Genomic DNA, 24,831 nt, shown 5'->3' on the forward strand with positions numbered 1-24,831 from the left:
TTATGGCCTCTGTTGAACTCAAACAACTCTCCAAATCTTGGTCGACAGTGACCAGCGTTGATAACTTAAACTTGAATATTCGAGACCGAGAATTTCTGGTGTTGCTAGGCCCCTCTGGCTGTGGAAAAAGTACCACTATGAGAATGATTGCCGGCTTAGAAAAACCCTCACAAGGCGATATCTTGATCGATGGAAAGCGTGTGAACGAATTGCCCCCAAATGAGCGAGATTTGGCGATGGTGTTTCAGAGCTATGCGCTTTATCCGCATAAGACCGTGCGCAACAACATCGACTTTCCGCTGAAAGTGCAAGGGCTAAGTAAGTCCCGACGCAATGAAATGATCGACGAGGTCGCGAAACGTGTTGAGCTCGACAGCTTACTTGATCGTAAACCAGCGCAGTTGTCCGGTGGACAAAGGCAGCGCGTCGCCTTAGCCCGTGCCATTGTAAGACAACCCAAGTTATTTCTTCTCGATGAACCCCTATCAAACTTAGACGCCAAGCTACGATCCAGCATGCGCGCGGAGTTGAAGAAACTGCAACATGAATTGGCAGTTACCACCATTTACGTCACCCATGATCAGGTCGAAGCGATGACCCTTGCTGATCGTATCGTAGTGATCAATCAAGGAAAAATTCAGCAAGTCGGCACACCGGAAGAAATCTACGACAAACCTCAAAACACCTTCGTCGCGACGTTTCTAGGCAATCCGCCTATGAATATCATCCCCTGCGACCACATCAATCTTTGCCGTTCACTCGCCGTGCCCGAGGGAGCGGTCACACTTGGAATACGACCGGAAAATATCCAGCTGGTAAACGATCCCAACGCCATCATCCAAGCCACTGTGACCTTAACGGAGCTATTAGGTGACAGCTACTTGTATACCTTATCGCTAAAAAACAGGGTATTGATGGTGAAAACATCGCGGCAAATGCAAGTTAATACTGGCGAAACCATTGGTTTAGGGTTTTCCTCCGAGCACACTCACTGGTTTGATAGTGCTGGAGAGCGCATAGAACCCATATCTATGCGGTTACAATAAGCAGAGGTTGTAATGAATTTGAAAGGGCTAACGTGGGATCACCCAAGAGGCTACCAAGCGCTACAAACCAGCTTAAAGTGGGAACATTGCCCCATAGAGAAATGGGATGTTCAGCCTTTATCTGGATTTGAGGAAACACCGCTTCATGAACTCGCCAGTCATTATGACTTACTCGTTATAGACCATCCTCATTTAGGGCAAGCTATTGCCTCCGATTGTTTACAACCCCTTGACGCGCTTCTTTCGCCCATGTGGCTGGAAGAGTTGAAAAACCATTGTATTGGTCAAGCCGCTCACAGTTATTGGCTCGACAACCACTGCTGGGCACTGCCTTTGGATGCGTCTTCTCAAATCATGGCGTATCGCTCAGAGCAAAGAGACACCGCTCTAGCCATTAATGGTTGGCTCGACCTTTTACGAACTCGATGTCGCTTTCAGCTTTGTTTAGCGGGTCCTCACTCCACATTGCAGCTTTTGGCTCTTTCTTTTGCAGTAGGCTCAAGCGGTCCTAATAACCATCAATTTATGAGCACTCATGATGGCGTTGAAGCCGTCGATTTAATGAAATCTTTATTCTTAGCGAGTGTTGCACCGTCCACCTTTCTTAACCCTATTGAGATATTAGATACGCTGAATGACTCAAGTAAGTTTGACCTGTGCCCGTTTGTCTATGGGTACGTTAACTACAGTCAAGCACCCTCAAGGATTGAAGTATGTGCCCCACCAAGCAACATATCAATATTAGGTGGAACAGGCATAGCCATTACGAAAAAATGCCATGTCACCAATGAGTTACTGCTTTATCTTAAAAAACTGCTCAGTTCTGATGTTCAGAACACCTTCATTCCTGAATACAACGGGCAGCCGAGTTTCAAATCTGCATGGAAAAACACCGATGTAAATCAACGTGTGAATCATTTTTATCACCACGCATATCCCACCGTAGATAACGCTTATTTACGCCCTAGAAATGCAGGTTACATAGATTTTCAAGATGCAGCCGCACAGCTCATTCGAGAGGGGCTCACCAACCGAACCTCCTCAAAACAACTGGTGAAAGAAATAAATCTTTTGTATTCAAGAACAAGGAGAAATGAGCATGGAACACGCTCTAAGTGATGTCACAATATTGGATTTTTCACAGCTTCTACAAGGACCTTTTGCTACTCAGTTGCTAGGCGACATGGGGGCCAATGTCATCAAGGTGGAAAGACCCGGTGCTGGGGACCTATTCCGTTCTCTCACCTTTAAAAATCAGTGGGTCGGCGGAAAAGAGAGCCCCAACTTCCTTGCGTGGAACCGAAACAAGCGCTCCATTGCTGCCAACCTGAAATCAGAAGAAGCCAAAGCCATTCTCTATCGCTTGGTCGAAAGCGCTGATATCGTCATCGAAAATTTTCGACCTGGCGTCATGGATAGACTGGGTTATGGTTACGACGACCTCAAAGCTATCAACCCAAGAATCATTTACTGCTCTGGAACGGGCTACGGAGAATCGGGACCCTACGTTTCTCGCCCCGGTCAAGATATGTTGGTTCAAGGGCTAACAGGATTAATGGCCGCGACAGGGCAAGCCGACCACCCACCGACACCTGCGGGTTCTGGCTTTTCAGATCAAGTGGGTGCGATGAATATTGTCTACTCTGTCCTTTCTGCACTTTATTGGCGAGAGCGCTCGGGCAAGGGGCAAAAGATCGTCGTGAACTTACTGGCTGGTATGCTTGCACATCAGGGTCAAGAAATGCTGATGGCGATGAATTTCAATCAGGATTTCCAACGACCAAACTCCGGTATTGGTCATCCCGGGATGGATGCGCCCTTTGGTACTTATCCGAGCTCTGATGGCTGGGTCACCATTGCCATGAGCCCATTTAAGACTCTGGTAAAAGTACTTGGGGATGAAAGCCTTTTGCAATTTGACGACCCCGCTATTTTGTTTGATGAACGAGATATGGTTTGGAATGAAATCGCCAAACGAACACAAGCCTTTGATACAAAAACTTTAATGCAAATGATGCTCGAAGAAGATCTTTGGTGTGGTGAAGTTAAAACGCACTTAGAAGCTGCTGCTGATCCACAAGTTGAGCACCTTGGGTTAATCCAAAACTACGAACACCCACTCGCTGGGAATGTGAAATGTGTCGGACCTGCTGTCACCATGTCTGAAACACCGCCAAATATTCACAGACCGGCTCCGTTGGTGGGTCAGCACACTCGCGAAGTTTTGCTGGAATTTGGCTTTACCGATGAAGAAATATCCGCCGCGATAGATTCTGGGCAAATAGCTTAAAGCTCAAGTGCTAAACGATCTCTGGTCAGTTGGTTTTTAAAGCAGTACAATACGCCGCTCACTACAACAGTAGTGGCTATAATTTGAACAAATACGAACAAAATGACGAGCGTGAGTGCAATGAGTAAGAAACTGCTAATTAAAACTTGGGGCTGCCAGATGAACGAATATGATTCGTCAAAAATGGCCGACCTGCTTAATGCCGCCAACGGATACGAGCTAACAGAGGAACCTGAAGAAGCAGACGTTCTATTACTTAACACCTGTTCAATCCGAGAAAAAGCGCAAGAGAAAGTCTTTCACCAGCTTGGTCGCTGGAAAACACTGAAAGACAAAAAACCTGGCGTAGTTATCGGTGTTGGTGGCTGTGTCGCCACGCAAGAAGGCGACCATATTCGACAACGTGCCCCGTTTGTTGACGTGATTTTTGGTCCACAAACCCTTCACCGTCTACCGGAGATGATCAAATCGTCTCACGACAATTCAGCGCCTGTTATGGATATCTCTTTCCCAGAAATAGAGAAATTCGATAACTTACCTGAGCCTCGAGCAGAGGGAGCAACCGCTTTTGTTTCAATTATGGAAGGGTGCTCTAAATACTGTACTTTTTGTGTAGTACCGTATACCCGTGGCGAAGAAGTCAGCCGCCCAATGGACGATGTGTTATTTGAAATCGCCCAGTTAGCCGAGCAAGGAGTGCGTGAAGTTAACTTGCTAGGTCAAAACGTAAATGCCTACCGCGGTGCGACGTTTGATGATGACATCTGTAGCTTCGCAGAATTATTGCGCCTTGTTGCGTCTATCGATGGGATTGACCGCATTCGATTTACGACTAGCCACCCGCTTGAATTTACTGACGACATCATTGCCGTGTATGAAGATACGCCAGAGTTGGTGAGCTTCCTTCACCTGCCTGTACAAAGTGGTTCCGATCGCATTTTGACGATGATGAAGCGTCCGCATACCGCTATCGAGTACAAATCCATTATTCGTAAGCTGAGAAAAGCGCGTCCAGAAATTCAAATCAGCTCCGATTTTATCGTGGCGTTTCCTGGAGAATCGGATAAAGATTTCCAAGACACAATGAAGCTGATTAAGCAGGTCGACTTCGACATGAGCTTTAGCTTCATATACTCAGCTCGACCGGGAACACCAGCGGCAGACTATCCGTGTGACGTAAGCGAGCAAACTAAAAAAGAACGCCTTTACGAATTGCAACAACAAATCAATACTCAAGCAATGCGATACTCCCGTTTGATGATGGGCACTGAACAGCGTATTCTTGTTGAAGGTGTATCCAAGAAAAACATGATGGAACTTCGTGGCCGTACGGAGAACAACCGAGTGGTTAACTTCGAAGGCCCTGCAGAACTCATCGGTCAGTTTGTCGACGTCAACATCGTTGATGTATTCGCGAATTCACTTCGCGGCGAACTGATACGAACTGAAAAAGAAATGAACCTTCGCGTGGTGACCTCTCCATCGGCAATGATGGAAAAAACCCGCAAGGAAGATGAGCTAGGTGTAGCAACCTTTACACCATAAGCTTACAGATTAAATAACCATGTAGAGCCCGGTCGAAGTCGGGCTTTATTGTCATGGTTTAATGTGAGGCAGCATTGAGTAATAAAATCGTCACTCTAGAAATCGATCTAGAACCTTCAGACAACCGTCGCTTGTCCAGCCTTTGTGGTCCTTTCGACGACAATATCAAACATTTAGAACGCCGACTTGGTGTAGAAATAAACCATCGTAGCAACTTCTTTTCCGTTGTGGGTAAACCCCATACCGCCTCGGCTGCGCTGGATATCATCAAATCTTTGTACGTCGAAACCGCTCCGGTTAAAGGCCAAGTTACCGACATCGAACCTGAATTGATTCACCTTGCCATCAAAGAGTCGGGCGTATTGGAGCAATCCACAGAATCCGCTATCGAGCATGGTAAAGAAGTCTTTATCAAAACCAAAAAAGGCGTGATCAAGCCGCGTACACCCAACCAAGGGCAGTACTTGGTTAATATGGTGACTCACGACATCAGCTTTGGCATCGGGCCTGCAGGTACAGGTAAAACCTATCTGGCCGTTGCAGCGGCTGTTGATGCTTTGGAGCGACAAGAGATTCGACGAATCCTTCTTACTCGCCCTGCAGTAGAAGCTGGTGAAAAGTTAGGCTTTTTGCCCGGTGATTTGAGCCAAAAAGTCGACCCTTACTTACGCCCTCTATACGATGCTTTGTTTGAAATGCTTGGTTTTGAACGCGTTGAAAAACTCATAGAGCGTAACGTTATTGAAGTCGCCCCACTTGCCTATATGCGTGGTCGCACACTCAATGATGCCTTTATCATTCTCGATGAAAGCCAAAACACGACTGTTGAGCAGATGAAAATGTTCCTGACACGTATCGGCTTTAACTCACGAGCGGTGATTACCGGTGACGTAACCCAAATTGATTTGCCTCGTGGTGCAAAGTCTGGTCTTCGTCATGCTATCGAAGTATTAAGTGAAGTCGATGAAATAAGCTTCAACTTCTTCCTGTCTGATGATGTAGTGCGACACCCAGTTGTTGCTCGTATTGTTAACGCATATGAGAAGTGGGAAGCCAAAGATCAAAAAGAACGAAAAGAATACGAAAAGCGCAAGCGTGAAGAGCGGGAAGCAAAACTACTTGAAACCCAAAGCGCCGAGCTTTTGCCACAATCGATTAGCGCAGCACAATCGGTAAGCAAATAATGACCATCGAACTTGATCTTCAACTCGCGGTCGAAAATGAAGGTGGACTTCCTTCTCAAGAAGACTTTCAAATGTGGCTAGATAAGACCATCCCTCTTTTCCAGCCTCAAGCCGAGGTGACCATTCGCATTGTGGATGTCGAAGAAAGCCAACAGCTTAACCACGAATACCGAGGCAAAGATAAACCTACAAACGTACTTTCATTTCCATTTGAAGTCCCTCCGGGTATCGAGATGGATTTGCTTGGCGACTTGATAATATGCCGACAAGTGGTTGAACTGGAAGCAAAAGAACAAAATAAAAACGCCACCTCGCACTGGGCGCATATGGTTGTACATGGTAGCTTGCATCTGTTAGGTTATGATCATATCGAAGACGAGGAAGCGGAAGAAATGGAAGCACTCGAAACCGAAATTATGCAATCTATGGGCTTCGAAGACCCATATTTAGCAGAAAAGCAGTAGCCTTCAAACTGAACGACGAATAAGGCTGCTTTAAGTGTGCTATCACACATCTGATAGCGTTAACGATTGAGAAATCATGAACGAAGACAATTCGACCTCTTCTACGGAAGGGAAGAAAGAAAAAACTGAAGGTCCGAGTAGAAAGTCCTTCTTTGAACGCCTTGGTCAGCTATTTCAAGGTGAACCGAAAGATCGTCAGGAGCTAGTTGATGTCATTCGGGACTCTGAAATAAACGAACTGATTGACCATGACACACGAGATATGCTCGAAGGTGTTATGGAAATCGCCGAAACGCGAGTAAGGGACATCATGCTCCCACGTTCGCAAATGGTCACTGTCGAGCGCACTCATGTACTCGATGATTTAGTCGCTCTGATCACTGATGCACAGCACTCCCGCTACCCAGTTATCAGTGAAGACAAAGACCATGTGGAAGGTATTCTGTTAGCGAAGGACTTATTAAAATACTTAGGTTCTGACAGTGCTCCATTCGATATAGAGCAGGTAATACGCCCTGCTGTCGTCGTTCCAGAAAGTAAACGCGTCGATCGACTGCTAAAAGAGTTCCGAGAGGAACGTTATCACATGGCAATTGTCGTAGATGAGTTCGGTGGGGTTTCTGGGCTGGTAACCATTGAAGATATCTTGGAAGAGATCGTTGGCGAAATCGAAGATGAATTCGATGACGAAGAAGAAACCGATATCAAAAAATTGAGTAAACACACCTACGCCGTTAAAGCTTTGACCACCATCGAAGACTTTAATGAAACGTTCGGCACCACCTTCAGCGATGAAGAAGTGGATACGGTCGGCGGCATGGTGATGACCAGCTTCGGACACCTACCTACACGCGGAGAAGTGGTCGAAATTGAGCATTATTTGTTTAAGGTTACCGCTGCAGACAACCGCCGTGTTGTTCAACTTCAGGTTACTGTCCCTGATGAGGAGCCTCTTCCTGCTGAAGAGGATTTAAGTAGCTAACCTGAGTTTAGGTTAACCAAGTAGCCAAATGCTACAACGATAATAAGACGAAGATGATAACAATACTAAATCATCGCCTCGTGCGGCCGCTTGCGGCCGCTTTTGTTGGGGCACTGACTACGCTTGCTTTTGCACCTTACCAACTCTGGCCCGTGGCTATTCTCAGCCCGATCCTACTTCTTCTGCTTTTAGAAAAACAAACGACCAAACAAGCGTTAGCTATCGGATTTAGCTGGGGAGTTGGGCAGTTTGCCATAGGCATTAGCTGGGTTCACATCAGTATCGATACATTTGGTGGGTTACCCAAATTCGCCAGTTTAGCGTTGATGTTTTTGCTGGTCAGTTATCTCTCGATTTACCCTGCTCTCTTTGCTGCCGTACTCAACCGGTGGTTTCCAAACGCTAACCTCGCCCGCTTTTTACTCGCGGCTCCATCTCTATGGCTCATTAATGAATGGCTAAGAGGTTGGGTTATGACTGGTTTTCCGTGGCTATGGCTTGGGTACAGCCAAGTAGACTCCCCACTCAGTGTCTTTGCCCCTATAGGTGGTGTAGACAGCATAAGCTATATAATTTGGCTAATAGCAGGAGCTATCACTCTCGCGCTCACACAGAAGCATTGGCATTTCTTAGCCCTTCCAGTCGGAATCTTTGCGCTTGCAGGTGCTCTTAACCTGGTTCATTGGGTGGAAGAAGACAAAGACAACACGACTAAGTTCGCGTTGATACAAGGGAACATTTCTCAGGAACTCAAATGGCTACCCAGTCAGCGCTGGCCCACCATTATGAAATACATGGATCTGACTCGTGAAAACTGGGATGCAGATGTCGTCATTTGGCCTGAAGCCGCTATACCCGCATTTGAAAATGAATTGCCTTCTTTCCTTAGCAATTTAGACAGTGCAGGGCGCTTAAACCAAAGTGGCATCATCACGGGTATCGTAACCTCAACCAGCCGAGAAAATTTCTATAATAGCGTGATAGCTATTGGGCAGAATGAGCAAGAACAATACAACCCTAAATCTCAGCCAAAATACCACAAACATCACCTACTTCCTTTTGGTGAGTTTGTACCTTTTGGTGACATTCTTCGCCCTATTGCGCCATTTTTTAATTTACCAATGTCGTCATTCAGCCGAGGTAATTTCGTACAGGAAAACATCGAAGCCAATGGTCGTCACTTCGCGCCGGCGCTCTGTTATGAGATCATTTTCAACGAACAAGTTCGCCAGAACATCACGGAAGAGACCGACTACATACTCACTCTTTCAAACGACGCCTGGTTTGGTGATTCTATTGGACCTCACCAACATATGGAAATCGCTCAGATGCGAGCACTCGAACTAGGCCGACCTGTCGTCAGGGCGACTAACAACGGCGTAACAGCGATTACCGACTACAAAGGCAAGATCATTCACCAAGTGCCGCAATTTAAAACACAAGTGTTAACGGCGGAAGTGAGTTCAGCAACCGGCATGACTCCGTATAGGATATTGGGCATTTGGCCACTGTATTTAATAGTGTTGCTTTCTTTGTCAATATCACATCTTTATGTGAAGCGAGCCGAAAAATCCATGTAATCTCTTGATGATAAATTTATTTTTAGGATTATGAGCAGACAAAAAAGTAAAACAGGATTTTATAGTGAATAAACTCACTTCTTGTGCAGCCCTAGTATCGTCCATTTTATTAGTTTCAGGCTGTCAAACAACAAAGCTCGCAGATCCAGTTGGCAATGGCGCAGCATTGGTTCCCGTTATTGTCTACATGAGTAATACAGTCAAGTATCCATGTCATGCCATCTCATTTGCATTTGGCGACGACAGCAAACGCTTCTATACCAATTTGGAGGAACTAAAAGAGTTAGAAGACGAAGATTACTCTCAATACGGTGGTTATGGTTTACTTACTGATATCCCCCCTGGTGACTACTCCATCAAAGAAGCTCGATGTCATATGCAGCCTGGGTACTTAATTAACGGTACTTCGACTTATATGGCGTTTCCAATTACATTAGATGTCACGATTACTCCAAATACTGTTCAATTGGTAAATGGGGGAATATTGGGACACGGGGCTACTGATACAACATCGAGATTTGACGTCAAGTGGTATGATTGGGGAGATGAAGGCGGTCAGTTTGCTCTAAACATGTTCCTACAACAAGCGGACCTTCCAGACGGCTGGACAATAGCGAAATAAAACAGCCAATTTTATGGCTTCAACGCTTGTCGTGTGAAGCCTGTATTACCGCACTTCTTACAAGGTGGAATTAATGTGGCGTGATTAAAATACGATTTATCACCGCATTCATCGCAAACAAGATACCCAAGCCCGATCACTTCACCTGTTTGATATAACCCTCTGTGGTCCAAATCTAAAAACAACTCTTGCCACTCCACTTTGGTTCTATCGGTAATGTCTAACAGCCCCTCCCAAACGGAATCGGCAATTAATCGGTAAAAAGGGCTTTCGGGGAAGGTTTCTCTACTTTGTTGATAATTTTGAGCAAATTCACTGAGATCCGAACGGACATAAGCGGTGACAAGAGAAAGTTCATCTTTAGTCATATCGCTAGCAGCAGCAACGACCTGAGACGATGTTTCCAAGACACGTTCCAACTCCTCAGGGCTATGTTTTAACGTATCAGTAACCTCTTCTAGGAACGCTTCATAACGGGCTTTACGCTCAGGCATAAACAACCTCCGTGCATTGACTATTGTTGACTGTCTTTCCTTTATGTATTCTATGCTGATCTATCACCGTCTGATCTAACCGATCTCACAAATTCCAAGATAACCGGATATCATCGATGCAAGAGCAATATAACCCGCAAGATATTGAACAGAAAGTTCAAAAGCACTGGGACGACAACAAAACGTTTGTTGTGAGCGAAGACCCGAATAAAGAAAAGTTTTACTGTCTCTCCATGTTCCCATACCCAAGTGGTCGTCTCCACATGGGTCACGTGCGTAACTACACCATCGGTGATGTGGTTTCTCGTTTTCAGCGCCTCCAAGGTAAAAACGTTATGCAACCAATCGGTTGGGATGCGTTTGGACTACCTGCTGAAAACGCTGCGGTTAAGAACAACACGGCTCCGGCTCCGTGGACATACGAAAACATCGAGTACATGAAAAACCAGCTTAAGCTATTGGGCTTTGGCTACGATTGGAATCGTGAATTCGCAACATGTACTCCTGAATACTACCGTTGGGAACAAGAGTTCTTCACTAAGCTTTACGAAAAAGGGCTGGTTTACAAAAAGACCTCTTCTGTTAACTGGTGCCCTAACGACCAAACCGTACTTGCCAACGAGCAGGTTGAAGATGGCTGTTGCTGGCGTTGCGACACACCTGTTGAGCAAAAAGAAATTCCTCAGTGGTTCATTAAGATCACTGAATACGCACAAGAGCTTCTCGACGACCTAGATAATTTAGACGGTTGGCCTGAAATGGTGAAGACCATGCAGCGTAACTGGATTGGTCGCTCTGAAGGCGTTGAGCTACGCTTCTCGCTCAAAGACAACGAAGATTTGGAAGTATACACAACACGTCCAGATACGTTGATGGGTGTGACATACGTTGGCATTGCCGCTGGTCACCCTCTTGCCGCGAAAGCAGCAGAGAGCAACGCTGAACTCGCGGCATTCATCGAAGAATGTAAAAACAACAAAGTTGCCGAAGCTGAAATGGCAACGATGGAAAAGAAAGGCATGGCGACAGGTCTCACCGCCATCCACCCATTAAACGGTCGTGAAGTGCCCATTTACGTCGCTAACTTCGTATTAATGGATTACGGTACAGGCGCCGTCATGGCGGTTCCAGCTCACGACCAACGTGATTATGAGTTCGCAACAAAATACGGTTTGGATATTGTTCCAGTCATTAAGCCCGCTGATGGCAGTGAACTCGACATCTCTGAAGAAGCCTACACAGAGAAAGGCGTGCTGTTCGATTCAGGTGAATTTGACGGTCTCGAATTCCAAGCAGCATTCGATGCAATCGCTGCGAAGCTAGAATCGGAAGGCAAAGGCAACAAAACCGTTAATTTCCGTTTGCGTGACTGGGGTGTATCTCGTCAACGTTACTGGGGAGCACCAATCCCGATGGTCACCACTGAAGACGGTGAAGTTCACCCAGTACCCGCTGACCAACTGCCCGTGATCCTTCCAGAAGATGTGGTCATGGACGGCGTTACTAGCCCAATCAAAGCAGATAAAGAGTGGGCAAAAACCACGTTTAACGGCGAACCCGCTCTACGCGAGACAGATACATTCGATACGTTCATGGAATCTTCTTGGTACTACGCACGTTACTGTTCTCCACAAGCTGACGATATCCTCGATCCAGAAAAAGCAAACTACTGGTTGCCTGTGGATCAATACGTCGGTGGTATTGAGCATGCGTGTATGCACCTTCTTTACTCTCGCTTCTTCCACAAGTTGCTTCGTGATGCTGGTTATGTCACATCAGATGAACCATTCAAGAAGCTTCTTTGTCAGGGTATGGTACTAGCGGATGCGTTCTACCATACGAATGAGAAAGGCACGAAAGAATGGATTGCGCCGACGGAAGTGAAAGTTGAGCGTGACGGTAAAGGTCGAATCGACTCTGCAACCGATAGCCAAGGTCGTAACGTTGAGCACTCAGGCATGATCAAGATGTCTAAGTCTAAGAACAACGGTATCGACCCACAAGAAATGGTGGATAAATACGGCGCGGACACCGTTCGCTTGTTCATGATGTTCGCCTCTCCAGCCGACATGACTCTCGAATGGCAAGAGTCTGGTGTTGAAGGTGCAAACCGCTTCTTGAAGCGTGTTTGGAAGCTAGTAAACGAGCATACATCAAAAGGCGCTGCTGAAGCCGTTGATGTAAGTGCGTTCAACGCCGATCAAAAAGCACTTCGCCGTGATGTACATAAAGCGATTCAAAAAGTGACTGATGACGTATCTCGTCGCCAGACATTCAACACTGCAATCGCTGCAATCATGGAACTGATGAACAAGCTTGCGAAGGCCCCACAAGAGTCCGCGCAAGATCGTGCTATTCTGGATGAAGCGTTGAAAGCAGTCGTTACAATGCTATACCCAATCACTCCACACATCAGCTATGAAATGTGGGAAGCGCTAGGGGAATCTGACGTTGATAGTGCGACTTGGCCGACTTTCGATGAAAAAGCACTGGTTGAAGACGAGAAACTTATCGTTGTTCAAGTTAACGGTAAACTGCGTGCAAAAATGACGGTCGCAGCTGACGCGTCGAAAGAGCAAGTGGAAGAGCTGGGTTTGAACGATGAGAACGTTACTAAGTTCACAGAAGGAAAAACGATCCGTAAAGTCATTTACGTACCGGGTAAACTTCTGAACATTGTGGCAAACTGATTGTCATAAAACCCAACCCATAAAAATACGTAAACAGGGTGAATCATCACCCTGTTTGTTTTTATCGGCGTATTTTGATGAGTACATTGTGCGCATACGCAAACAGTGTTGTCATCAAAGTTAATCCGAATACTAGGAAACGATTTGTGAAGCGTGTTTCTTTTTCTCGCACCTTGCGTGCCTCTATTGTTCTTGTCTTGACAACGGTGTTGTCTGCTTGTGGTTTTCATTTCCGAGATACGTACTTTCTTCCAGAAGAACTTTCTGAAATATCATTTACCAGCTTCGATTCTTATGGCTCATTAACGCGGTACGTCCGTGCTGAGTTGGATTTGAATGGCGTAGATGCCGTTGCCCCAAGAGAAGACATCCCAAACCTGCATTTAACCAGTGAATCGAATGGTGAACGCACTCTCTCTTTGTATCAGAACAGCCGTGCAGCAGAATATGAACTTACTTACGCGGCTTCGTACCGAGTAACAGTTCCAGGTGTTGGTAGCCAATCATTTACAACAACAGTCAACCGCAGTTTCTTGGATAACCCATTAACAGCCCTCGCTAAATCGACTGAAAAAGAAATGATCATTGATGAAATGCGTAAACAAGCCGCGAGGCAAATCCTTCGTCAAATGGCGCGATTAAAAGCGCAGCTTGATAAAAGCCAAAACGACATCAATAGCGAAAACCAAGAAGAAAGTGTGACGTTAGATCTCGGAGTGACCCAGACAACGACTACAGAAAAAGTCTCGGCTGAGAACCAGTAATGCGTATTTTTGCTGACAAACTTGCCGATCACTTACCTCGTTCTCAGCATGGTATTTTTTTGGTCTTTGGCAATGAACCATTATTATTGCAAGAAAGCCGAGAAGCGATACAGCGACACGCGCATAGCCTAGGATTTGAAGAGCGCCACCGTTTTGCGGTCGATGCTCAACTCGATTGGAACTTGGTGTACGACTGTTGTCAGGCATTGAGCCTATTCTCAGCTCGTCAGATCATTGAATTAGAAATTCCTGAAACAGGTGTAAATGCAGCAACAGGGAAAGAGCTTATTGGCTTAGCTGATAGGCTTCACCCTGATATTATGCTGGTACTCATTGGGCACAAGCTGACCAAGCAACAAGAAAATGCTAAATGGTTTAAAGCACTTTCTGCCAATGGTTGTGTTGTGACCTGTTTAACTCCGGACACCCAACGACTACCTCAATTTGTGCAACAACGCTGTCGTAAACTGAACCTTGTCCCTGATAACCAAGCAATACAAATGTTGGCACAGTGGCACGAAGGCAACCTCTTGGCCCTTTCACAAAGTTTGGAAAAGTTAGCACTTCTCTATCCTGATGGTCAGTTAACGTTGCTGAGAGTCGAAGAAGCATTAAGTCGGCATAATCACTTTACCCCATTCCAATGGAGTGATGCATTGCTTGCCGGTCAGAGTAAGCGAGCGCAAAGGATATTAAGGCAACTTGAAGCCGAAGGTACTGAAGCCATCATTTTACTTCGTACTCTTCAGAAAGAATTGCTACTGATATTGGAAATGCATAAAGAATCCGCCTCTCTACCATTGGGGAAAGTCTTCGATGCCCGTAGAATTTGGCAAACTAAGCGTCCAATGTATTCCGCTGCACTGCAAAGGCTAGCGCCAACTGATATTCAAAAATTGTTATCGTTGACAGCTCAAGCCGAAATAAATGCAAAAACGCGCTATGACCGCCCAGTTTGGCTACTTCTGGCTCAAATTTCACTTCAATTTTGTGAGCCAAAGGCTACATTCAATATAGCGCTTTAACAGCTCAATACCCTGGTTCCACAACACCAAGAACTATTTCATTCAGATGCGAGCATCTTGGAATAACTTGAGTATAATAACGGTTAAATTTTTTTTAAGGTAAAAGACATTGCAAGTACAAGATCTACGTGATTTTTTAGCGGATAAAGCAGACGATATGAAAGCAGAAGACATCGTGACCATTGATGTTCAAGGCAAATCCAGTGTTACAGACTTTATGGTTATCTGCACAGGAAACTCTAAGCGTCACGTAGCCTCGATAGCCGATCACGTTGCCAGTGAAGCGAAAAAAGCTGGGCTAGAACCGCTAGGTGTAGACGGCGAACAAGAAGGCGAATGGGTCGTTGTCGATATGGGCTCTACCATGGTTCACGTAATGCAAGAAGACCAGCGAGAGCTGTACCAGCTTGAGAAACTCTGGAGCTAATCGTTGAAGATTCAACTTATTGCCGTTGGCACGAAAATGCCAAAGTGGGTGGAAGAAGGGTTTAAAGAATATAAACGCAGATTCCCCCACGACATGCCTTTGGAATTGATTGAAATCCCAGCAGGTAAGCGTGGAAAAAATGCTGATATTGCAAGAATTCTGCAAAAAGAAGGCGAAGCGATGTTGGCGGCAGTGCCAAAAGGTAATCGAATTGTTACTCTGGATATTCCGGGTAAGCGCTGGGATACAGAGCAACTTGCAGGACAATTGGAAGCTTGGAAACTTGATGCACGAGATGTATCAATTCTAATCGGTGGCCCTGAAGGTTTGGCACCAGCTTGCAAAGCGGCAGCCGAACAAAGCTGGTCTTTGTCACCTCTTACACTGCCTCATCCATTGGTTCGAGTTGTTATGGCAGAAAGCCTATACCGAGCTTGGAGCATTACCGCTAACCACCCCTATCATCGAGAATAACGCTAGATGAGACGTCAGCGCACCCAAATCCGAGATTACACCGCCGAGTCCGCCCTATTCTCGCGACGCGCCTTAGTCGCCTTTATGGGCATTGTGGCGCTTATGGGTGTGCTTCTCGTCAACTTATACAACATTCAAGTCAACCAGTTTCAAGACTACAAAACCCGCTCTAATGACAACCGTATAAAAGTGGTGCCTATCGCCCCTAACCGCGGATTGATCTACGATCGCAATGGTATTCTACTCGCTGAAAACCGCCCCATCTTTAGCCTTGAACTTACGCCTGAAAAAATCAAAGACATTGATGAAACCATTATTCAGTTACGTACTTTTCTTGAGATCTCTGACGAGCGTGTTACTCGCTTCCACAAAGAACGTAAGCGTACCAGGCGCTTTAAATCCGTCCCACTGTTAAACCAGTTAACGGAAGAACAAGTCGCTCTATTTTCTGTGAATCAGCATCGCTTCCCCGGTGTAGAAGTGAACGCTACGCTAAAACGCTATTATCCGTACGGAAAGGTACTGACTCATGTATTGGGCTATGTATCTCGAATTAATGACCGAGATTTACAACGCTTAGAGCGCGAAGATAAAGTCGCCAATTATCAAGCAACCCGAGATATTGGTAAGCTTGGTATTGAACGTTTTTATGAAGATTTACTTCACGGTACAGCTGGTTATCAAGAAGTTGAAGTGAACAACCGTGGTCGTATTATTCGCACTTTAAAATACGTGCCACCTGTTCCTGGGCAAGATATCGTCCTCAACCTAGACATTAAATTACAACAGTATTTATATGGTTTGCTGGATGGTCGAAGAGGTTCGGCAATTTTGCTCGACCCAACCGATAACGGGGTTTTAGCGATGCTTTCTAGCCCAAGCTACGATCCAAATTCTTTCGTACATGGGATTTCCGGCAAAGACTATCGCGCCTTGTTAGAAGACAAAGACAGACCTTTAGTTAACCGCGCAACCCTTGGAATCTATCCGCCAGCATCTACGGTGAAGCCATTTATCGCAGTGGCAGCACTTCAAGAAAAAGTCATTACGACAAAAACCACACGTAATGATCCAGGGTACTGGCGTATTCCTAACTCGAAAACTCGACCATTTCGAGACTGGTTACGTTGGGGACACGGTCGTGTCGACATACTGAAATCTATCGAGGAGTCAGTTGATACCTTTTATTATCAAATTGCCTACGACATGGGGATTGATCGCATCTCCACTTGGATGATGTTGTTTGGATTTGGTGACTTTACGGGTATCGATATTCATGAAGAAAGTAAAGCCAACATGCCAACCCGAGAATGGAAAATGGCGCGTCATCGCCAACCTTGGTACCAAGGTGATACGATCCCTGTAGGCATCGGACAAGGCTACTGGACAGCAACCCCAATGCAAATAGCAAAAGCCACTTCCGTATTGGTGAACAAAGGTGAAGTCATCGCTCCTCACCTGCTTAGAGCAACCATTGATAAAACTCAAGAACCTCATGTCACTACGGCCGCACCTATTGAATCCTACCCGCCCGTTGAAGGCGTATCTCAACGCTATTGGACTGTTGCCTTAGAAGGAATGCGCTTAGCAAACCACGGTAAAAAAGGAACGGCCCGACGAGCTTTCGCGAAAGCAGAATACATGACGGGAGGTAAATCGGGCACTGCGCAGGTGTTTGGGCTCAAAGAGGACGAAGAATACAACGCCGACGAACTGGCTGAACACTTGAGAGACCACGCTTTGTACACAGGATTTGCTCCATTTGATAATCCAGAAGTAATAGTAACGGTTGTATTAGAAAACGCAGGGGGCGGCTCTTCAAACGGTGCGCCTGTTGCGCGAGAGATCTTCGACCACGTTTTAATTGACAGCAAAGATGGGAATAAATAATGCGGTTTGACCCTTCTACCGGAAGAAATCGTTCCTTTTTCGATAAACTCCATATCGACTTGCCCATGTTACTTGGGTTATTGCTGCTTATGTGCTTTGGGTTGGTGGTTATGTACAGTGCCAGTGGACAAAGCCTCGCGATGATGGACAGACAAGCCATGAGAATGGGGCTGTCTCTTGTCGTGATGTTGTTGCTCGCACAGATCCCACCACGCACTTATGAAACCGCCGCACCATTGCTGTTTTTTGTTGGGATATTACTTTTGTTAGGGGTTTTATTTTTCGGTGAAGCATCCAAGGGAGCCCAGCGATGGTTAAACCTTGGTTTTGTGCGTTTCCAACCTTCTGAGCTATTGAAACTCGCCGTACCACTCATGGTGGCGAGGTACATTGGTAAGCGTTCACTCCCCCCTACATTTAAAACACTGATCGCCTCACTATTGATGGTTTTCATTCCAACAATACTCATTGCCAAGCAACCCGACTTAGGGACCTCTATCCTCATCGCTGCGTCAGGGATTTTTGTTATTTTCCTTGCAGGAATAAGCTGGAAGATCATCACGGCTGCTGCCGTTGCACTCGGTGCGTTCATCCCAATTCTTTGGTTCTTCTTGATGAGAGAGTATCAAAAGGTTCGCGTAAGAACCTTGTTTGATCCTGAATCTGATCCATTGGGCGCAGGCTATCACATCATTCAAAGTAAAATTGCCATTGGTTCTGGCGGTTTATCCGGAAAAGGCTGGTTGCAAGGCACTCAGTCGCAACTTGAATTCTTACCAGAGCGTCATACTGACTTCATCTTTGCCGTCGTTGCCGAAGAATGGGGCATGATTGGTGTGGTCGCATTACTTTGCATCTACCTGTTTATTATTGGTCGTGGCCTGTTTTTAGCCAGTAAAGCGCAAACCGCTTTTGGTCGAATGATGGCGGGCAGTGTTGTTCTCAGCTTTTTTGTTTACGTTTTTGTAAACATAGGTATGGTGAGTGGCATTCTTCCCGTTGTTGGCGTACCACTGCCTTTAATTAGCTATGGAGGTACATCCATGGTAACGCTAATGGCCGGGTTTGGCATTCTGATGTCGATTCACACTCACCGTAAAATGCTCTCTAAGGCGAACTGATGGCTTTTAGAATTTATTCACTTATCGTGATTTTAATACTGGCTTTAACTGGCTGTACAAGCCCAGACAAAGGCAGGTACACCATAGATGATGATGTCGCCCCTGAAGTGCCTCTTTCTGTTGAACATATTGAAGATGCTCATCCGGTTTATGAACCCATCAGCTTAGGCGGTAACAAAGACTACAGCTTACTGGGTGGCTCATACAAAATTGTTAAAGAGCCAGAAGGATTTATTCAAGAAGGTAAAGCATCTTGGTATGGTAAAAAGTTTCATGGTCACCTAACGTCTAACGGTGAAATATACGACATGTACTCTATGTCGGCAGCGCATAAAACTTTACCTCTTCCTAGTTACGTCAAGGTACTGAACAAAGACAACGGAAAAACGGCAATTGTCCGCATTAACGACCGAGGTCCATTTCATGAAGGGCGTATTATTGATTTAAGCTACGCAGCGGCATACAAATTGGGCGTCGTTCAGACGGGTACTGCAAATGTAAAAATTGAGTACATATCTGTAAGCCGTGAAAACACATCGCTCGTTGCGCAGAAGAAATTGCCAAGGTTTGTTATTCAAGTTGCCGCATCAAAAGATGAAGACAAAGCCCGAACTTTAGCGAAATCTTTGGGTCAAAGCCTATCAGTACGCAGTTATACAGAAGGGTCAAAAAAGATACATCGTATTTTTTTAGGTCCATTTAATGACCAAGAATTAACGCAAAAAACGTTAGCTCAAGTACACTCACAAGGCTATCCCACCGCGTTCATTAAACAAGTGAAACAGAATCCTTAGGGACAAACGGGTTAATTTGTGCAACAGTAAGCTTCTGACTTATCAGAATGATTCTGCTAAGATACGAACGTTCAGCATTAAACATTCAGACTAACAACTAATACCAATGAAAAAATCTGTGAAATCTATTAAATCTTTGTTTGCCACTTCAGCAATCGTGTCAGCAACTTTCGCTTCTCCAGCATTCTCGGCTCCTATTGTTGTCCCAGATGCACCTGAAATCGCCGCTAAAGGTTTCGTGCTCATGGACTATCATTCCGGTAAAGTTCTGGCAGAAAAAGAGGCGAACACGCGTTTGTCCCCTGCAAGTCTTACCAAGATGATGACCAGCTATGTCATTGGTCAAGAGCTTGAACGCGGTAATATCTCGCTGTCTGACAAAGTAGTCATTAGCAAGAATGCGTGGGCGAAAAACTTCCCTGATTCTTCAAAAATGTTCATTGAGGTAGGCACTACGGTAACTGTTGATGACCTAAACCGAGGCATCATCATTCAATCAGGTAACGACGCCTGTGTCGCCATGGCAGAGCATGTGGCAGGGTCTGAAGACGCGTTTGTAGACCTTATGAATGCGTGGGCGAAGTCGATTGGTATGGAGAATACCAACTTTGCCAATGTACATGGTTTGGATAACCCAGACCTTTTCTCAACGCCTTACGATATGGCGCTGCTTGGTCAGGCTCTTATTCGTGATGTGCCAGATGAATACCGCATCTACGCCGAAAAGCAATTTACTTACAATGGTATAACCCAATACAACCGTAACGGTTTGCTTTGGGATAAAAGCATGAACGTTGACGGCATCAAAACTGGGCACACAAGTAAAGCTGGCTACAGTTTGGTGAGTTCTGCAACTGAAGGCAAAATGCGCTTAGTCGCTGTTGTAATGGGAGCAAAAAATGCTAACGCTCGTAAGGCGGAAAGCAAGAAACTGCTCAACTACGGATTCCGCTTTTTTGAAACGGTTTCCCCACACAAATCAGGGGAAACTTTCGTTAGCGAAAAAATCTGGATGGGTGACAAAGATTCAGTTGCTCTAGGTGTTGCCGAAGATACCTACGTTACCCTTCCTCGTGGTCAGGCGAAAAACATGACCGCCAACTTCGTATTAGAAAAAGAACTTCAGGCCCCGATTCGCAAAGGCGACGTGGTTGGACGTTTGTTCTATCAAGTTGAAGACGACGACATCGCTGAATACCCACTTCTAGCGCTAGAAGATGTAGAAGAAGGCAGCCTATTTAGCCGCTTAATTGATTACATTGTCTTGCTGTTCAAAAGCTGGTTTAGCTAAATCTAGCGCATCTAATACTTAATTATTGAAAGCCGCGTTAGCGGCTTTTTTGCATCATAATGTGAGGGTACACTGATGTAACTTGAGATCCGTTACATTTGGCAGTACTATTTCGCACCGCAATATCGAATACTAAATCGGAGTTCTCGCAATGTTGAATATCAACTCAGACGCAAAACTAAAAGACCTGCTTGAGTTCCCTTGTCAGTTTACTTACAAGGTAATGGGCTATGCAAAACCAGAACTGCCAGAGCTTGTGTTAGAAGTCATTCAACGTCACGCTCCTGGCGACTACAGCCCTACCGTTAAGCCAAGTGGAAAAGGGACATACAACTCCGTCTCTATTACCATCACAGCGACTTCTATCGAGCAAGTAGAGTCACTCTACAAAGAGTTAGGCGATATCGACATCGTACGTATGGTACTTTAGCCTCTAACTATTTAGCTCGAATTGAAACAGCGACTTATTAGTCGCTGTTTTTCTAGGGTTTATTGCCCTATCCATAGTACCAACTCTCTAATTTCCAGCATGGAATTCTAGCTTAGATGTAAAATCCATGTCGCTTATGTGTAGTTAGATTGGTTAAAGAAGTTTATAATCCGTTTACTTTTATCGTTCTTATTTCAAAGGATCTTTTAGTTTGCTTGAAGTCAAAGACCAGTTAGTCGTTAAAAAGCTAGGTCGACAAGATTACCTACCCGTTTGGCAAGCCATGCATGACTTTACTGATACTCGTGATGAAGAAACGGGCGACCAAGTTTGGCTTGTAGAACACAACCCAGTTTTTACTCAAGGTCAAGCAGGCAAAACAGAGCATCTAATTGATACTGGCGATATCCCAGTGGTACAGAGCGATCGTGGTGGTCAAGTTACCTACCATGGTCCTGGTCAGGTTGTGGCTTATTTCCTATTAAACCTGCGCCGGCGCTCATTGGGAGTAAGAGACTTAGTCACTCATATCGAAAATCTGGTTATTAATACACTGAAGCAATATGATATAGAGTCCGAAGCAAAACCAAATGCTCCGGGCGTTTATGTGAGTGATAAAAAGATTTGTTCGCTGGGGCTACGCATTCGAAAAGGTTGTTCTTTTCACGGACTCGCCTTAAATGTAAATATGGATCTCTCGCCATTTCTGCGTATTAACCCATGTGGCTATCAGGGAATGGAAATGGTCCAAATCAGCGATTTTAACAGTGATACTGAAGTGAGCAGCGTTGAAACAACGCTGATTGAAGAGCTTGTTGCACTGCTGGGCTACAAGCAAGTCGAAATTATTACAGAAAGCAAATCATCATGAGCAAACCTATCCAGATGGAAAAAGGCGTTAAATACCGCGACGCTGACAAAATGGCACTGATTCCAGTTAAGAACATGCCAATTGAACAGAAAGAAGTGTTACGCAAACCTGATTGGATGAAAATCAAGTTACCTTCTGATAGCAAACGTATCCAAGAAATCAAATCCGCTATGCGTAAGAATAATCTTCACTCTGTATGTGAAGAAGCCTCTTGCCCTAACTTAGCGGAATGCTTTAACCACGGTACGGCTACATTTATGATTTTAGGTGCTATCTGCACCCGTCGCTGTCCTTTCTGTGATGTTGCCCATGGTCGTCCAATCACACCGGACAGCAACGAGCCGCAGCATCTTGCTCAAACCATTAAAGACATGAAGCTCAAGTATGTCGTTATTACTTCTGTTGACCGAGATGATTTACGCGACGGTGGGGCACAGCACTTTGCCGACTGTAACCGTGAAATTCGTGCCATGAACCCAAGCATCCGTATTGAAACATTGGTTCCTGATTTCCGTGGTCGTATGGATACAGCGTTGGAGCTGTTAAAAGATAACCCGCCAGATGTGTTCAACCATAACCTAGAAACAGCACCTCGCCTCTACCGTAAGGTTAGACCAGGTGCGAACTACAAGTGGTCACTTGATTTGCTTCGCAAGTTTAAAGAACAACACCCGGATGTTCCAACCAAGTCTGGTGTGATGATGGGCTTAGGCGAAACAAAAGAAGAAATTGTAGAAGTTCTGAAAGATTTACGTGCTCACGGTGTAACAATGCTAACGCTTGGTCAGTACTTAGCACCAAGTCGTCACCACTTAGCGGTTGAACGCTATGTGCCACCTTCAGAGTTTGATGAGCTAAAAGAGATCGCGCTAGAACTGGGGTTCACTCACGCAGCATGTGGTCCATTTGTACGTTCTTCTTACCATGCTGATCTTCAAGCTAAAGGGGTTGAGATTAAGTAGAACTAACTCTTAACCTTCTATTACTATTAAGTTTTTTATAATTCGCCCCGATTTCGAGAAATCGGGGCGTTTTTTATACCGGAATTTTACTCACATCTGGCTTTACGCTAAGATGCTTAAATATTTTTACTTTAAAATCTGTTGTATAGCAGCTAAGCGATTAAATGGCGACGAGCCCAAACACTTCAGCTTGTTATTCAGCATAAAATTAACATCAACCAGTTGGAAACTTCAGATGAAATTATTTGCAGTAGCAGGTCTAATGGCTTTGACGCTGGTAGGTTGTAGCTCTACACCTACCCAACAAGATAACTACATGGACGCATCGTTCGAGCTTTGTAATACCGAAGTAAAAGTATACTCCGTCAGCGATGATGGTCGTGTTCGCATTGTATGTGCAGATGGCTCCAAGTTTGCACTTCGCTCTGAAGTGACACTAGAGACAATGCGCAACATTAACGCGGACTACTGCAGCGGCGAAGGATTGTCTAAATTTAACGAAAGCCAGCGTTACTACCAGTTCCGTTGTAAGTCTGGTGAAACCATCAGCATCAACAAGTAATCATTCACTTGTTTCAGTTATAAAAAAACGACAGCACTGGCTGTCGTTTTTTATGTCTCTATTTTACGTTGTTAGCTTGTTAGATCATCAAAGAACTTCTTAACACCATTAAAGAAGCCTTCTGACTTAGGGCTATGCTTATTCGCCGCATCTCCGCCACACGTTTCTTCGAAATCACGCAGCAGTTCTTTTTGACGGGAACTCAATTTAACAGGTGTTTCAACAACCAATTTCACGATTAAATCGCCAACACCGCCACCGCGAACACCTTTCACACCTTTGCCACGCATACGGAACATACGACCCGTTTGTGTTTCTTCTGGCACTTTCAGGTTTACACGACCGTCAAGAGTTGGAACTTCAACTTCACCACCCAGCGCAGCCATTGCAAAGCTTACCGGTACTTCACAGTACAAGTTGTTTCCGTCACGCTCGAAGATATTGTGTTCACGAACATGTACTTGCACATACAAATCGCCAGCAGGTGCGCCCATTTCTCCAGCTTCACCTTCACCAGAAAGACGAATGCGATCGCCCGTATCTACGCCAGCAGGGATCTTAACATTCAGTGTTTTCGTTTTCTGCTTACGCCCCTGACCATGACAAGAATTACATGGGTCTTTAATGATTTTGCCTTTACCGTGACAGGTAGGACATGTTTGCTGAACAGCAAAGAAGCCTTGGCGCATTTGAACTTGACCATGACCATGACATGTTCCACATGTTTGGGCGCCAGAACCTTTCTTAGCACCACTGCCATCACAGACATCACACTCAACTAGAGTGGGAACTTCAATTTCTTTTTCAACACCGCGAACAGCCTCTTCTAGAGAAAGCTCCATGTTGTAGCGAAGGTCTGCACCGCGTTGGGCACGTGACTGACCACCGCCGCCACGGCGACCGCCGCCAAAGATGTCGCCAAAAACGTCACCAAAGATATCGCCAAAGTCAGCACTGCCTCCACCGAAGCCACCGCCGCCTCCCATTCCACCTTGTTCAAAGGCTGCGTGACCGTATTGGTCATACGCGGCTTTCTTCTGTGGGTTTAAAAGAATTTCGTACGCTTCTTTTACTTCTTTAAACTTTTCCGCAGCCGATTCGTCACCCTGATTACGGTCTGGGTGAAATTTCATAGCAAGGCGCTTATACGCCTTTTTTACATCGCGCTCTGATGCATCACGGCCAACGCCTAATACTTCGTAAAAATCACGTTTTGACATGTTCTTCGTCACCAATTATTTACTGCAAACGGATGGTTCCGCTTGGTGGTTTGTATCAATCTAGATAAGGAGACTGATCCTAAGGTTATGAGAAAAGCATATG

General features: G+C 45.4%; 24 protein-coding genes. 22 read left to right on the plus strand and 2 right to left on the minus strand.

What is annotated here, in order from left to right; translation table 11 throughout:
• Positions 1-2 precede the first annotated feature (2 nt).
• The 9 genes from CW749_RS04030 to CW749_RS04070 all read left to right on the plus strand — a co-directional run bounded on the left by CW749_RS04030 (position 3) and on the right by CW749_RS04070 (position 9,713).
• Positions 3-1,046, plus strand: coding sequence for an ABC transporter ATP-binding protein (locus CW749_RS04030; RefSeq protein ID WP_101110749.1), 1,044 nt, complete (start codon positions 3-5; stop codon positions 1,044-1,046).
• A 12-nt stretch (positions 1,047-1,058) separates the two neighbouring features.
• On the plus strand, positions 1,059-2,165 hold the full coding sequence (locus tag CW749_RS04035; RefSeq protein ID WP_101110750.1) for a hypothetical protein: 1,107 nt from the start codon (positions 1,059-1,061) through the stop codon (positions 2,163-2,165).
• Positions 2,146-3,336 (plus strand): CoA transferase, encoded by a 1,191-nt coding sequence (locus CW749_RS04040; RefSeq protein ID WP_101110751.1) that lies wholly within the window; start codon positions 2,146-2,148, stop codon positions 3,334-3,336. Before CW749_RS04035 ends, CW749_RS04040 begins: the two co-directional genes overlap by 20 nt.
• 120 nt (positions 3,337-3,456) lie before the next feature.
• Positions 3,457-4,881: a tRNA (N6-isopentenyl adenosine(37)-C2)-methylthiotransferase MiaB gene (gene miaB, locus CW749_RS04045; RefSeq protein ID WP_101110878.1), complete on the plus strand. Its 1,425-nt coding sequence runs from the start codon at positions 3,457-3,459 to the stop codon at positions 4,879-4,881.
• Positions 4,882-4,955: 74 nt separating this feature from the next.
• Positions 4,956-6,065, plus strand: a complete 1,110-nt coding sequence (locus CW749_RS04050) for a PhoH family protein (protein ID WP_101110752.1) — start codon at positions 4,956-4,958, stop codon at positions 6,063-6,065.
• Positions 6,065-6,529 carry an rRNA maturation RNase YbeY gene (gene ybeY, locus CW749_RS04055; protein ID WP_101110753.1) on the plus strand — a complete coding sequence of 155 codons (465 nt, stop codon included), beginning with the start codon at positions 6,065-6,067 and terminating at the stop codon, positions 6,527-6,529. Before CW749_RS04050 ends, ybeY begins: the two co-directional genes overlap by 1 nt.
• 76 nt (positions 6,530-6,605) lie before the next feature.
• Positions 6,606-7,511: a CNNM family magnesium/cobalt transport protein CorC gene (gene corC, locus CW749_RS04060; protein ID WP_101110754.1), complete on the plus strand. Its 906-nt coding sequence runs from the start codon at positions 6,606-6,608 to the stop codon at positions 7,509-7,511.
• Positions 7,512-7,564: 53 nt separating this feature from the next.
• A complete protein-coding gene (gene lnt / locus CW749_RS04065; RefSeq protein ID WP_101110755.1) occupies positions 7,565-9,091 on the plus strand; it encodes an apolipoprotein N-acyltransferase in 1,527 nt (508 codons plus the stop codon).
• Positions 9,092-9,155: 64 nt separating this feature from the next.
• Positions 9,156-9,713: a hypothetical protein gene (locus CW749_RS04070; protein ID WP_101110756.1), complete on the plus strand. Its 558-nt coding sequence runs from the start codon at positions 9,156-9,158 to the stop codon at positions 9,711-9,713.
• A gap of 11 nt (positions 9,714-9,724) precedes the next feature.
• Here the strand turns inward: CW749_RS04070 and CW749_RS04075 are convergent, their stop codons facing one another.
• Positions 9,725-10,207: a zinc ribbon-containing protein gene (locus CW749_RS04075; protein ID WP_101110757.1), complete on the minus strand. Its 483-nt coding sequence runs from the start codon at positions 10,205-10,207 to the stop codon at positions 9,725-9,727.
• A 116-nt stretch (positions 10,208-10,323) separates the two neighbouring features.
• Between CW749_RS04075 and leuS the strand changes: the two genes are divergently transcribed.
• From leuS to CW749_RS04140, 13 genes are all read left to right on the plus strand, one after another.
• Entirely contained in the window at positions 10,324-12,897 is a 2,574-nt protein-coding gene (gene leuS, locus CW749_RS04080; protein ID WP_101110758.1) for a leucine--tRNA ligase, read from the plus strand.
• Between the two features lie 146 nt (positions 12,898-13,043).
• Positions 13,044-13,661 carry an LPS assembly lipoprotein LptE gene (gene lptE, locus CW749_RS04085; RefSeq protein WP_237322332.1) on the plus strand — a complete coding sequence of 206 codons (618 nt, stop codon included), beginning with the start codon at positions 13,044-13,046 and terminating at the stop codon, positions 13,659-13,661.
• Positions 13,661-14,686, plus strand: a complete 1,026-nt coding sequence (gene holA, locus CW749_RS04090; protein WP_101110760.1) for a DNA polymerase III subunit delta — start codon at positions 13,661-13,663, stop codon at positions 14,684-14,686. The genes lptE and holA overlap by 1 nt, the downstream gene beginning before the upstream one ends.
• Positions 14,687-14,795: 109 nt before the next feature.
• Positions 14,796-15,113: a ribosome silencing factor gene (gene rsfS / locus CW749_RS04095; protein ID WP_101110761.1), complete on the plus strand. Its 318-nt coding sequence runs from the start codon at positions 14,796-14,798 to the stop codon at positions 15,111-15,113.
• 3 nt (positions 15,114-15,116) lie between these two features.
• Positions 15,117-15,587: a 23S rRNA (pseudouridine(1915)-N(3))-methyltransferase RlmH gene (gene rlmH / locus CW749_RS04100; protein ID WP_101110762.1), complete on the plus strand. Its 471-nt coding sequence runs from the start codon at positions 15,117-15,119 to the stop codon at positions 15,585-15,587.
• A gap of 6 nt (positions 15,588-15,593) precedes the next feature.
• The gene (gene mrdA / locus CW749_RS04105) at positions 15,594-17,477 is read left to right on the plus strand and encodes a penicillin-binding protein 2 (protein WP_101110763.1); all 1,884 of its coding nucleotides are present in this window, start codon (positions 15,594-15,596) and stop codon (positions 17,475-17,477) included.
• Positions 17,477-18,598 (plus strand): rod shape-determining protein RodA, encoded by a 1,122-nt coding sequence (gene rodA / locus CW749_RS04110; RefSeq protein WP_101110764.1) that lies wholly within the window; start codon positions 17,477-17,479, stop codon positions 18,596-18,598. The genes mrdA and rodA overlap by 1 nt, the downstream gene beginning before the upstream one ends.
• The gene (locus tag CW749_RS04115) at positions 18,598-19,392 is read left to right on the plus strand and encodes a septal ring lytic transglycosylase RlpA family protein (protein WP_101110765.1); all 795 of its coding nucleotides are present in this window, start codon (positions 18,598-18,600) and stop codon (positions 19,390-19,392) included. Before rodA ends, CW749_RS04115 begins: the two co-directional genes overlap by 1 nt.
• Positions 19,393-19,498: 106 nt before the next feature.
• A complete protein-coding gene (locus CW749_RS04120; protein ID WP_101110766.1) occupies positions 19,499-20,683 on the plus strand; it encodes a serine hydrolase in 1,185 nt (394 codons plus the stop codon).
• Positions 20,684-20,834: 151 nt separating this feature from the next.
• Positions 20,835-21,113, plus strand: coding sequence for a DUF493 family protein YbeD (ybeD, locus tag CW749_RS04125; RefSeq protein WP_101110767.1), 279 nt, complete (start codon positions 20,835-20,837; stop codon positions 21,111-21,113).
• A 211-nt stretch (positions 21,114-21,324) separates the two neighbouring features.
• Entirely contained in the window at positions 21,325-21,984 is a 660-nt protein-coding gene (lipB, locus tag CW749_RS04130) for a lipoyl(octanoyl) transferase LipB (protein WP_101110768.1), read from the plus strand.
• Positions 21,981-22,946 carry a lipoyl synthase gene (lipA, locus tag CW749_RS04135; RefSeq protein WP_101110769.1) on the plus strand — a complete coding sequence of 322 codons (966 nt, stop codon included), beginning with the start codon at positions 21,981-21,983 and terminating at the stop codon, positions 22,944-22,946. Before lipB ends, lipA begins: the two co-directional genes overlap by 4 nt.
• A 235-nt stretch (positions 22,947-23,181) precedes the next feature.
• Positions 23,182-23,508, plus strand: a complete 327-nt coding sequence (locus tag CW749_RS04140) for a hypothetical protein (protein ID WP_101110770.1) — start codon at positions 23,182-23,184, stop codon at positions 23,506-23,508.
• 71 nt (positions 23,509-23,579) lie between these two features.
• Here the strand turns inward: CW749_RS04140 and dnaJ are convergent, their stop codons facing one another.
• The gene (gene dnaJ / locus CW749_RS04145) at positions 23,580-24,728 is read right to left on the minus strand and encodes a molecular chaperone DnaJ (protein ID WP_101110771.1); all 1,149 of its coding nucleotides are present in this window, start codon (positions 24,726-24,728) and stop codon (positions 23,580-23,582) included.
• Positions 24,729-24,831 lie beyond the last annotated feature (103 nt).

The sequence above is a fragment of the Vibrio sp. vnigr-6D03 genome (assembly GCF_002835515.1).
GTDB lineage: Bacteria > Pseudomonadota > Gammaproteobacteria > Enterobacterales > Vibrionaceae > Vibrio > Vibrio penaeicida.